This window comes from Lactococcus sp. dk101, assembly GCF_009601055.1.
GTDB lineage: Bacteria > Bacillota > Bacilli > Lactobacillales > Streptococcaceae > Lactococcus.
The window spans coordinates 275,551-287,696 of sequence record NZ_WITI01000002.1; the positions used below are offsets into that span (position 1 = coordinate 275,551).

The 12,146-nt window shown below is 34.9% G+C and carries 11 protein-coding genes and 2 pseudogenes; all 13 read left to right on the plus strand.

Annotated elements, in window-relative coordinates; translation table 11 throughout:
• The first annotated feature begins 9 nt into the window (after positions 1-9).
• A complete protein-coding gene (locus GHI45_RS03195; RefSeq protein ID WP_147779050.1) occupies positions 10-1,188 on the plus strand; it encodes a hypothetical protein in 1,179 nt (392 codons plus the stop codon).
• Positions 1,185-2,252, plus strand: coding sequence for a glycosyltransferase family 4 protein (locus GHI45_RS03200; RefSeq protein WP_147779051.1), 1,068 nt, complete (start codon positions 1,185-1,187; stop codon positions 2,250-2,252). The genes GHI45_RS03195 and GHI45_RS03200 overlap by 4 nt, the downstream gene beginning before the upstream one ends.
• Before the next feature lie 20 nt (positions 2,253-2,272).
• A complete protein-coding gene (locus GHI45_RS03205) occupies positions 2,273-3,325 on the plus strand; it encodes a glycosyltransferase family A protein (protein ID WP_147779052.1) in 1,053 nt (350 codons plus the stop codon).
• A complete protein-coding gene (locus GHI45_RS03210; RefSeq protein WP_147779053.1) occupies positions 3,322-4,257 on the plus strand; it encodes a glycosyltransferase family 2 protein in 936 nt (311 codons plus the stop codon). The genes GHI45_RS03205 and GHI45_RS03210 overlap by 4 nt, the downstream gene beginning before the upstream one ends.
• Positions 4,258-4,269: 12 nt before the next feature.
• On the plus strand, positions 4,270-5,514 hold the full coding sequence (locus GHI45_RS03215; protein ID WP_147779054.1) for a hypothetical protein: 1,245 nt from the start codon (positions 4,270-4,272) through the stop codon (positions 5,512-5,514).
• Positions 5,504-6,256, plus strand: a complete 753-nt coding sequence (locus tag GHI45_RS03220) for a DUF4422 domain-containing protein (protein ID WP_147779055.1) — start codon at positions 5,504-5,506, stop codon at positions 6,254-6,256. Before GHI45_RS03215 ends, GHI45_RS03220 begins: the two co-directional genes overlap by 11 nt.
• Positions 6,253-6,993, plus strand: a pseudogene (locus GHI45_RS03225) (DUF4422 domain-containing protein). The gene GHI45_RS03220 and the pseudogene GHI45_RS03225 overlap by 4 nt, the downstream one beginning before the upstream one ends.
• 16 nt (positions 6,994-7,009) lie before the next feature.
• A complete protein-coding gene (locus GHI45_RS11540; protein WP_147779058.1) occupies positions 7,010-7,549 on the plus strand; it encodes a DapH/DapD/GlmU-related protein in 540 nt (179 codons plus the stop codon).
• A 20-nt stretch (positions 7,550-7,569) separates the two neighbouring features.
• Positions 7,570-9,102 carry a flippase gene (locus GHI45_RS03240; protein ID WP_228385999.1) on the plus strand — a complete coding sequence of 511 codons (1,533 nt, stop codon included), beginning with the start codon at positions 7,570-7,572 and terminating at the stop codon, positions 9,100-9,102.
• Complete coding sequence (locus GHI45_RS03245) at positions 9,093-9,395, plus strand: hypothetical protein (RefSeq protein ID WP_147779059.1); 303 nt, start codon at positions 9,093-9,095, stop codon at positions 9,393-9,395. Before GHI45_RS03240 ends, GHI45_RS03245 begins: the two co-directional genes overlap by 10 nt.
• On the plus strand, positions 9,392-10,522 hold the full coding sequence (gene glf / locus GHI45_RS03250) for a UDP-galactopyranose mutase (RefSeq protein ID WP_147779060.1): 1,131 nt from the start codon (positions 9,392-9,394) through the stop codon (positions 10,520-10,522). Before GHI45_RS03245 ends, glf begins: the two co-directional genes overlap by 4 nt.
• Before the next feature lies 1 nt (position 10,523).
• Positions 10,524-11,690: pseudogene (locus GHI45_RS03255) on the plus strand (nucleotide sugar dehydrogenase).
• Between the two features lie 180 nt (positions 11,691-11,870).
• Positions 11,871-12,074, plus strand: a complete 204-nt coding sequence (locus GHI45_RS03260; RefSeq protein ID WP_147779061.1) for a DUF2969 family protein — start codon at positions 11,871-11,873, stop codon at positions 12,072-12,074.
• Positions 12,075-12,146 lie beyond the last annotated feature (72 nt).

The following is a 12,146-nucleotide window of genomic DNA, read 5'->3' on the forward strand; positions in this document are numbered from 1 at the left end:
GGAGAAAAGTTGAAGTTAAAATATCTTTTATTCTTTACGGGCATTTATTTCATTTGCTTGATAAATCTATCAACACTCGTATTAACTAACCTTTCGTTAGCAAATGATGCACGCTATTTGATTGAAGTACTGGCAATCATTGTGTTTATCGTTGCGATTATTCAAGAAGGCATAAATTTAAAAGAAATCACGCTGGTTCTTGGGTTATTAGGAATATCGTTGATTATTTATCTCTTTTCTAAAAACATGCAACCTACTTATTTTGTTTTGGTCGCCTTTGCGTTTCGAAAAGAAACTATTTCAAAAATCATTAAGGGCTTTTTTATTGTATATACGATATTGCTCTTTTCTGTACTCCTTCTTTTAAAAATGGGACTGGTGTCGAGTATTATTCAATACAATAGCATTAGTGGTTTACAAAAGCCATCATTAGGTTTTGAACAAGCCAATGCATTGGGATTAGTTTTGTTTATTGTCTTGATATCAAATCTATATTTAAAATCAATTAAAGAGAGAACAAAAGATGAGAAATTTACACTACGAGTGATAGACTATTCATTTCAAATTTTTCTCATTTATTTACTCTATGTATCAGGAGTGAGAAGCGCGCAATTTGCTGTCCTCATTGCTTATGTCTATTATTTTATTTTAAAAATTAAAAATCAAAAATCAAAAAGAAAAATAATGATAAGTCTTACTTATCTTTTAACAATCAGTTCAGTTTTATTTTCGATATTTTCAATTAATAATCAAGTTTTAACGCAGGGGAGCTTTTGGTATAACCTAGACGGACTTTTAAGCTATCGCCTTTCAATGGGATATCTGTATTATTTACAATCAGGATTAAGCCTCTTTGGAAAACCCTTTGCCTCTATCAGCACCAATTTGTATCAAACGAACATTACAGTGGATAATATTTTTCAACATGCCTTGTTTAATCTAGGAATTATCTTCTGTATTGGCGCTTTGATTTATTTTAGTTTGATTATCAAAAAAGTGATTGAAAAAAATCAGTTGACCATCCTTATTCCTTTGGTTTCCTTTTTTGTGTATGGATTAGGTGAAAGTTCAATTTTGTATTTTTATGCCGGATTTATTTTTTATTTTGCTCCAATTCTTTATCAAAGTTATTTAGATATAAATAATCATCAAGAACTAACAAAAATAAAATTAGAGGAGGAGATATGAAAATAAACTTTATCTTGCCGGGAAACTCCAATCTTCCCATTGGCGGAAATAAAATTGTCTATCAGTACGCAAACGAATTGAGTAAGCGTGGTCATGAAGTTTGCTTAACTTTTCTGTTTGATTTACACACAAACTCGCTCCGATTTTTAATCAAATACTTATTTAGAAAACAGATTATTAAAAGAAGCGGTTCCCGTAAGCAGGAAGTTACATGGTTTCCTCTTGATAAATCGATTAAATTAAAGTTTGATGTTTCGTTTTTGTCAGAGGTTCCAGATGCAGATGTGGTGATAGCGACAGAAGCGCGGACAACAAATGTTGTTGCCAAACTTTCAAAGTCAAAAGGAAAAAAGTACTATTTCATTCAAAATTATGAAACTTGGGTTTTTGATGGAAATATTGAACGGTTGAATCAAACCTATCAACTCGGATTGACCAACATCGTCATTTCTAAAGATCTACAAGAAAAAGTTAGTCAGGCCTCAGGAAAAGAAGCGTATCTTCTACCAGATTTTTATAATCCTGAAGAATTCTATATTGAGCAATCAGTTGAGAAACGAAAAAACGTGGTTAGCTTATTAAATCATAGCCAAAAAAGTAAAAGAACAGCCTTTGGCTTAGAGATATTAGCAGAAGTTAAAAAAGTAATTCCTGATTTACAAGTACAACTTTTTGGAACGACTGAGCCAGTTGGACAACTACCAGATTATGTTCATTTCACACTGCATGCGACAGCTCAGCAGCTTAGAACAACAATCTATGGAAGTTCCAAAGTATATTTGCTTTCAAGTGAACTTGAAGGCTGGGGGTTAACCGGTATGGAAGCACAAGCATCAGGAGCAGCACTCGTTTCAGGACGCATCGGTGGTGTCACAGAATATGCTTCAGATGAAAATAGCATTCTTGTCAATCCAAATAAAAAGTCCGAATACGTAAACGCTGTCGTGAATTTACTAAGTAATGATTCAAAAAGATTAGAATTAGTCGAAAAGTCGCACGAAAGGTTAGAGCAATTCACACTAAAAGAATCAACGACAAAATTAGAGCAAATTCTAGGTATTTAAAGAAAAAAGAGGAGCAACGAATGAATAAGGAGCCATTAGTATCGATATTTATCCCAGTTTATAATCGCGAAGCCTATATTGAAGAATGTTTAGAAAGTGTCGTAAATCAAAGCTATCAGAACCTTGAGATTGTCATTTTAGATGACGGATCTACTGATAATACTCTTTCTATTATCGCGAAGTTTAAAGATCCGAGAATTAAACAATTCAAAAATGATAAAAATCGAGGCATAACCTACTCAAGAAGTAGAACTTTAGAGTTAATTACAGGAGATTATTTAGCACTTGTTGACTCGGATGACATCATTGAGCATGACCGAATTGAAAAACAGATGCATGTGATGTTAGCGCGCCCAGATATAGCCGTTGTTGGTTCAAACACCTTAAGCTTTGGCGACGGTATGCGAACTATAAAAACAAAATTTTTTACTGATTTTGAAGAAATTAAATGTGCATTTCTGTTTGAAACACCAATGAATAATTCTTCAACCCTCCTTAACGCTTCAATGGTTCGTGCGCATCAAACACAGTATAATCCCGAATATATCGTATGTGAAGATTATGATTTTTTCTATCAGATCTCGAAATATGCACCACTTGTTAACATCAAGGAGCCTTTGGTCAAATACAGACTACACGAAGAAAATGTTTCAAGACAACAAATATTTGTAAAAGGGAAATCGCGAAGACGAATTACTCTAGAAAAAATCCAGCGTTCTGTTTCACAATATTATTCGCTAGGACTCTCAGATGAAGAACAGCAGATTTTCAGCGATTTCTTTATTCAATCTGGAGATTATGATCCAGCTATCTTTGAGGCACCATTTATCAATGAACTCCAACGCGTGACTCAAAAAATGAAGGATAACAATCATTTTTGTAGTCCAAAAACATTTAGCAAAGTTTTTGATTATTATTTAATTATCATTCTCAATTTAAGAAAAGTAAGCTTAAAAGACAAATTGATGATTTATAAAAAATTAAACGATAAAGATAGCAAAATCCAAAAAGCTAAGATGATTAGTTATTTTGTTTTGAGAGACCTCTATCATAACGTGAGAGGCATCAAATGAAGCGAGACACGAACTCTCCTACTGCTCAGTTGGGTATTGTTATTTTAAATTATCTTAATTTCGAAGATGTTTTTGAGTGTATAGAGACCATTAAAATTCAAACTTTACAAAATTATCAAATAGTGATTGTAGATAACGCATCACCTAATGGCGCTTATCAGCAGCTGGAAGAAAAGTACAGGAGTGACAAAAAGGTAGATGTCATTAAAACCGCCAAAAATCTAGGTTTTGCACGTGGAAATAATGTCGGTATAAAATATTTAAAAGAAAAATATCAACTTTATAACCAGCTCGTCATCAATGCAGATACGTATTTTAATCAAAATGATTATTTTGATCAACTTATGAATTACAAAATAGATAAGTCTTGTGCATTGATTGGAACTAAAATCATCAATAAAGAGGGATATAATCAGAGCCCACTTGTCTCGGCTATTACAGACTCCAAAATAGATGCGTCGCTCGACATGTTCAAAAAATTGGTTTTGAAGATGAAAATCCCACGTTGGATTCGAAAATTAAAAAATAGAATTTTGAATAAAAAAGTACCTGAAGAAATAGAAATTCCTCAAGAATCAACCATTGACAAGCCAACTTATCTCAATTTAGAAGAAGAGTGTTTACACGGTGCATCTTTGTATTTTACTGAATTTTACTTGAAAAAATACATTGGTTTTTTCCCAGAAACGTTTTTGTATCGCGAAGAAGATTTTCTTGCACTTGTGTGCCAAAAGACAAAGATGAAGCAGCTTTATCTCCCACAGCTTGAGATACAGCACAAAGAAGGAGCTTCCACAAACGCCGCGGATGGCTCTGATAAGGACATCAAGGTTAAACGCCGCGCAGAACGAATGTATCGTGAGACAAGAAAACTAAAAGAAAATGTTGAGCTTGATGATCAATTATTTTTAGACAAAATGAAGGAAAAGTGAATAAGAGTAAGCATGAACTTAGTAAATAAAATAAAAGCCTATCAAAAACGACATCAATTTTTTTATGACCCAGACAAATTTAATGAAATAAAAAAGTTAAGTTTTTATGAAGAAAAAACAAAATCACAAAAAATACGATTTAATCTTATCATACCAAACATTGATAAAACAAAAATGTATGGTGGGATTAAAACTGCACTTAACCTTTATTTTTATTTGGTATCACAATTAGATGCCGAAGCGAGAATTATTATTCAACAGCCCATGTCAGAAGCTTTGAAGGAACAATATCCGGATTGGGATTTTGATTTACTTGAGAATGAATACCCATCAGAACACCTGATTACTTCGCTTTATGGTAAAAATGATGACGAACGAAAAATAGATGTTAGGGCAAACGATTTGTTTTTAACGACCTATTGGACAAGTCACTATTGTGTCTCAGATATTCTAAACTATCAAAAAGAGCAGTTTGGCGTACAGAATAAGATTTACTATTTGATTCAAGATTTTGAACCTAGTTTTTCAAACTGGTCAGATGAATATATGCTCTGTGAATCTACCTATCACACAGCCAATACATTTGCCATCATCAATTCTCTTGAGCTTTCTCATTATTTGCACCGCTTAGGCTATGCCTTTAGTCAGGAAAAAGTATTCTTACCTCGACTAACTCCTGAAATTAAAGTAGCTTTGGATAAAAGTAAAACTGATACCAGAAAAAAACAAATTATCTTTTATGGCAGACCTGAAACAGCACGAAATTGCTTCCCATTAGTTATTGAAGGGATCAATTTATTTATGAAAAAGCATCCAACATTAGCAAAAGAATGGGAATTCATTTCCATCGGAAGTCCTTTGGATAAAAAAGTAATACTGGCAGACGGAAGAGAACTCAAAACACTCGGGAAAATGTCTTTAGAAGCTTATGCTCAAGTATTAAACGAAACGGCGATAGGGATTTCTTTGATGAGTTCACCTCATCCAAGCTATCCACCTTTAGAGATGGCAGCAGCAGACATCATTACAATCACCAATCAATTTGTTGATAAAGACTTGAGTCATTTTTCCAACTATATGATTTCACTTGAAGCTTTGACATTTGAAAAATTAGCAAATGCGATTGATGAAGCAATCAAACTTTTTGAATCAGGAAGCTTGAAAGCAAATACGATTGACCAAAGTTTTTATGACACCAGCAATCAATTTGATGAGATTGTAAAAGCAGTAAAAGAAGAGGTAGAAAATGAAAACTGAAATTTTAGTGGTTGGGCATAAAAAATTCCATAAACCACTATTTAAAAATGAGTACAAAAAAATATTTGTTGGTCCAAATCAAGCAAACTTAGCATCAGGTCAAGATTATAGAGACTCAAGTGGAGATAATATCGCTGAAAAAAATGCGAATTATAATGAAATGACGGCCATTTATTGGGCGTGGAAAAACCTTGATTTAGATAATTATGGTTTTTGTCACTACCGAAGATTTTTAAAGTATGACGGAAAATTACTGGACAAAAAAACGATTGACCGCCTTCTTCAAACTTATGATGTTATTGTTCCAAAAGTTGAAAAATATGGTGATGGGATAAGAACTTACGAGGAAATTTATCTTGAAACGGTGAAATATAATGATGTTGATTTATTAAGGGGAATAATCACTAAAAATCATCCAGAATGGTTAAACGCATTTAATCATGTGATGAGTGAACAAAGTGGAAATGGTCATATGCGTAATACATTTATTATGACCAATCAAGCCTTTGATAGCTATTGCAGCTTCATTTTTACTTTACTTTTTGAATTAGAAGAGATTGTTCCAAAATCTGAAATAACTGGTCAACGTACCAGAATGTTTGGCTTTCTATCAGAAAAGCTTTTAGATGTTTGGATTGAAAATAATCAAGCTAACTTCGTTGAAGCAGAAATGATTTTTAGTGAATTAGGAATGAAAAGAGTTAATAATAAGGTAAAACATCTAATGAAAGGGGCAGAATGAAAACTGAAATTCTAATTGTGGGTCATAAAAAAACACACAAGCCACTTTTTAAGAACGAGTATAAAAAAATATTTGTTGGTCCTAATCAATCTTCTTTAGCCTCAAGTCAAGACTATAGAGACTCTGTCGGAGCGAATATCGCCGAAAAAAATGCGAATTATAATGAAATGACGGCTATTTATTGGGCGTGGAAAAACCTTGATTTAGATAATTATGGTTTTTGTCACTACCGTAGATTTTTAAAGTATAAGGGAAAACTACTCGACAAAAAAATGACTGAAGGACTTCTTAAAACTTATGATGTAATTATTCCAAAACCAGAACTGATTAATGACAAGGATAAAACAAATGAGGGGCATTATGTTAATGCAGTAAAACATAATGATGTTGAAACGTTGAGAAATATTATCATTCAAAAACACCCAGAATTTCTTGAAGCCTATAATCTTGTAATGGCTAGAAAAAGTGGGCATATGAGAAATACGTTTATTATGAATAAGACGGCATTCGAAAGCTATTAAAGTTTTATTTTTCCCTTGCTTTCTGAGCTTGAAGAAATAATTCCTACTGACGAGTTAGTTGGTCCTCGTTCAAGAGCGTTTGGGTTTTTAGCAGAAAAATTATTGGATGTTTGGATTGAAATCAATCATATCAATTTTATAGAAGTAGATATGATATTTTCTGAACTCGGAATACAAAGGTATAAAAACGCCTTGACTCATCGTCTGCAAGCATAGAGAAAGGCCAATTAAAATGTTTAGTTTTTTGAAGAAAAGAAACAAAAAGCCAGAGTTTCAATCACTTGGTGAAAATGATGATATTTCGATTGATATTAATATTATTGGAGGGGAAAATATAAAAATTGGCTCTGACTTTCACTGTGGTCCTAGAAGTACAATCGCTGCTTGGAAGAGCTATGAGAATGATCAATTTTCACCTAAAATCGTAATTGGGGATAGGGTAAAAATCAATTCTGATTTATACCTTACAGCAATTAACAGTATCTCTATCGGAAATAATGTCCTGATTGGGAGAAATGTACTCATTAGTGACAATAGTCACGGAAGTGTGAGTGCAGAAGAAAGTGACATTGCACCTTCAGAAAGAAAACTTCAATCAAAAGGGCCGGTCACGATAGAAGATAATGTGTGGATTGGGAGTAATGCCGTCATTCTACCTAATATTGTGATAGGCTATTCAAGCATTATTGGAGCAGGAGCGATTGTCACTAAAAATGTTCCTGAAAAGTGCGTTGTAGCTGGTAATCCAGCACGGGTAATTAAATATTTATAAGTCAATAAAGAGGGGAGATTATGATGAAATTTTTAAAGAATTACCTTTTAAATAGTTCTTATCAACTTCTTTTGATTATTTTACCATTGGTTACTGCACCATATATTTCACGGGTTTTGGGGGCTAAGGGAGTTGGCATTAACGCCTTTACAAATTCCATCGTTCTGTATTTTATAATATTTGCTGTCCTAGGAACTTCAACTTATGGAAATCGAGAGATAGCTTATCATCAAAATGATAAAAAAGCACGAAGTGACATTTTCTGGGGAATCAACTTTTTGAGTTGGATAACTGCGGGAATTTCTTTGTGTGTTTTTATCATTTTTGTTCTAACGACTTCTCAGCATCAGAATATTTATCTATGGCAAATTCCTTTAATATTGGCTCAGCTATTTGATATTTCTTGGTATTTTATGGGAATGGAAAAGTTCAAAATTCCTGTCATGCGAAATTTCTTTTTCAAAATTGTGACTGTGATTTGTATCTTTATTTTTGTCAGGCAGGCTTCTGATTTAGTCGTCTATGTCGCTATCATGAGTCTTGGAAACTTGATAGGGAGTTTGTCGCTTTGGCCATACTTAATCAAAGAAATCAATCCACCGCGTTTTAAAAATTTGAAGTTACGCCAGCATTTGAAATATACGCTCATTCTTTTTATACCAACGATTGCAACCTCGATTTATTTGGTTGCCAATAAGACCATGCTCGGTATTTTTGACTCGGTCACTCATGCAGGATTTTTCAATCAGTCAGATACCATCATCAAAATGGCACTTTCACTTGTTGGGACAATAGGAACGGTCATGTTACCACGAATTGCCAATATGCATGCACAAGGAGATGTTTCAGGGATTAAGCAATCAATCATGAAAACCTTCGATATTGCAAGCGGGATTTCTTTTGCCTTGTTTTTTGGAATCTGTGGCATTGCTTTAAAATTTGCCCCATTTTTCTTTGGTCCTGCTTTTTCGGAAGTAGGGATCATCATGATGTTAGAAGCGCCCATTATTTTGTTTATTTCTTGGAGCGGTGTTTTTGGAGGGCAGTACTTGGTTCCTCTCAATCGCATGAAAGTTTTTACCTTTTCAGTTTCTTTTGGTGCAGTAGTCAATATTTTGATTAACTTTGCCTTGATTCCATTTTTTGGTGTGATTGGGGCAGTTATTGCGACTGTTATTGCGGAGTTTAGTGTGACAGTTTATCAATATTGGCACATTCGGGATGAATTTAGTTTTAAAGATTTATTTTCAGGTGTTTGGAAATACTTTTTATCTGGTTTAGTCATGTTTGCATTGGTGTTTTGGATGAACCAAAGCTTTAAAATGACGGCTGTACAGCTCTTGCTTCAGGTTGGACTAGGTGGGTTAACTTATGTTGGCATGAATATCATTTTCAATTCAAATCTTTGGCAAATGACAAGGCAGATCTTGTTTAAGGATAAAAGTGACAGGAGTAAAATACAGGAGAAAAGTTCGATTGATCAGTCCATTGATGATTTTAATGATTTATTTAACCACTTAGAAAAAAACGCTTTTCAAATCGCTTGTTTTTAGAGTTCTTAGACAAGTTAGAAAAAAGACTTCAGGATTTGGCTTCAAACCCTAGCGATGTTGAAAAAAATGCACTTTTGTTATCAAGCCGTTTTGAAAAGTTAAGCGAAATTTTTGAAAATCAAACTGAGAACACAAAGTTGAGTCCGCTTGCTAAAATTAAGCTCTCCTCATTTTCTTTTGAACTTTTAAGAATTGCAGGCGAATTTAGGAAAATAAAAACTCAAAAGTATGATTTAGCTCAAATCAGCGAGCTTTTAAATAAAGAATTTGGAATAAAGGAAGAAGACCAATGAAATACAACACAAAAAAATATGATTATCTGATTGTCGGCGCAGGACCTTATGGTTCGATTTTTGCTTATGAGGCTGCTAAGCGGGGCAAGCGTTCACTCATCGTTGAGAAGCGGGATCATATTGGTGGCAAAATGTTTACCAAAAAAGAAGCGGGCATCAATGTTCACCAATATGGCGCTCATATCTTTCATACGGATAACAAGGAAATTTGGGATTATATCAACCAGTTTACGACATTCAATGGCTACATCAATCAAGTTGTTGCCAACTATAAGGGACAACTTTATAATTTGCCTTTTAACATGAATACCTTTTATCAAATGTGGGGAGTCAAAACGCCTGAGGAAGCTGCTCAAAAGATTGCCCAACAAAAAGAAGCCGCAGGCATTAGTGGAACACCCAAAAACTTGGAAGAACAAGCCATTTCTTTGATTGGGACAGACATTTATGAAAAACTCATCAAAGGCTATACGGAGAAGCAATGGGGGCGTAAAGCAACGGAGTTGCCTTCTTTCATCATCCGTCGTCTTCCCGTCCGTTATACCTTTGATAATAATTACTTCAACCATCGTTATCAAGGTGTGCCAGTGGATGGCTACACGGTCATTTTTGAGAAGCTGTTAGCGTCTGATTTGATTGATGTGGCGTGTGGCGTTGACTTTCTTGCGGACAAGGAAACCTATCTTGATGAATTTCCGAAAGTGGTTTATACGGGAATGATTGATGCCTTCTTTGATTATAAATATGGCGAACTCGAGTATCGTTCAGTCCGTTTTGAGTCAGAAATGTTTGACTCAGATAATGTACAAGGTAATGCCGTCATTAATTATACAGATGCGGAAACGCCTTTCACGCGTGTGATGGAATGGCGTCACTTTGATCAAAAAGCTGATGCTGGAAAATCAATCTTGACCAAGGAATATCCACAAGATTGGGATCGAACGAAAGAAGCCTATTATCCAGTCAATGACGAAAAAAATTCGGACTTATTCAAGGCTTATCGGCGAGAAGCCAATGCTTTGAAGCAAGTGATTTTTGGTGGACGATTGGGAAATTATCAGTATTACGACATGGACCAAGTTTTTAATGCGGCTTTAAAAGCAGTGAAAAAGGAGTTTGGAGAGTAAAATGAAAATTGCAGTAGCGGGGACAGGCTATGTTGGCTTGTCAATTTCAGTGCTTTTGGCACAACATCATGAAGTGGTTGCTTTGGACATTATTGAGTCGAAAGTGGACTTGATCAATGCCAAGCAATCACCGATTGTGGACAATGAAATCGAGTCATTTCTTGCCACAAAGGATTTGAATTTGTTGGCAACGACGGATAAAAATGTGGCTTTTAAAGACAGTGATTTTGTCATTGTGGCGACACCGACCAATTATGATGATGTGAAGAATTATTTCAACACGGATTCGGTTGAGGAAAACATTGCGTCGGTTTTGGAATTGAGTCCGCAGGCGCTTATCGTGATTAAATCCACAATTCCTGTTGGCTTTGTCGAAAACATGCGTGAGAAATTTGGCGTGGATAATATCATCTTTTCACCGGAGTTCTTGCGTGAAGGGCGTGCCCTTTATGACAATTTGTATCCTTCACGAATCGTTGTTGGGGAATAATCAGAACGTGGACAAGCTTTTGCCAATCTTTTGCTTGAAGGGGCGATGAAGGAAGATATTCCGGTTCTCTTTACCGATCCGACTGAAGCAGAAGCCATTAAGTTGTTTTCAAACACTTATTTGGCCTTGCGAGTGGCGTATTTTAACGAGTTGGACACTTACGCGGAAGTCCGTGGTTTGAACACCAAACAAATCATTGACGGGGTTGGCTTAGACCCACGAATTGGAACGCATTATAATAATCCGTCCTTTGGTTATGGCGGCTATTGTCTGCCTAAGGATACCAAACAGTTGCTTGCCAACTATCAAGATGTGCCTGAAAACTTGATTGAAGCCATTGTATCAGCCAATACGACCCGTAAGGATCATATTGCCAACATGATTTTGGCTAAAAAACCAAAAAGAGTTGGGATTTATCGGTTGACCATGAAGTCAAATTCGGATAATTTCAGAGCGTCAGCCATTCAAGGAATCATGAAACGGATTAAAGCCAAAGGCGTTGAAGTGGTTGTTTATGAACCAACGCTTGAAGCGGACGAATTCTTTCACTCACGTGTCATCAAGGATTTGTCGGAGTTTAAAGCCATGTCTGGTGTCATTGTTTCTAATCGCTATACTGCTGAACTCAACGATGTCAAATCAAAGGTCTATACACGGGATCTGTTTGAGCGGGATTAAAATTATTTCTTATGATGTCATCATTTTTAGTTCCTATCATAAATAATGAAACTTCAAAAAATCGGTATAAAATGCTATAATACAGTAGCGTGTTTTTTTGAATGTTTTGCTTTGTAAAGAAAATATTCGGCGAGGCTTTATTTGATTTGGCCAAACACAAAAGAGTAGGAGAAATTAAAAATGTCTAAGAAAAAAGATACAGAAATTGAAATTGTTGACACTGAAACCGGTGCTGAAATCAAAGTCGGTAAAAAAGTTATTGCTGAAATTAAAGAAGAATTTGGAACCTTTGTTGTAGTCGCTTCTGGTAAAGAAGTTGCAGTGGTTCGGACTTTTGAAGATGCACTTGAAGAAGCAATCAAAGCTTACAACTTGACTGTTTAATAGTACTAATAAGCACTTTTGGGTGCTTTTTCTTTTTGGATTTTAATTGTGAGGCTGTAAAAACTATGGTAA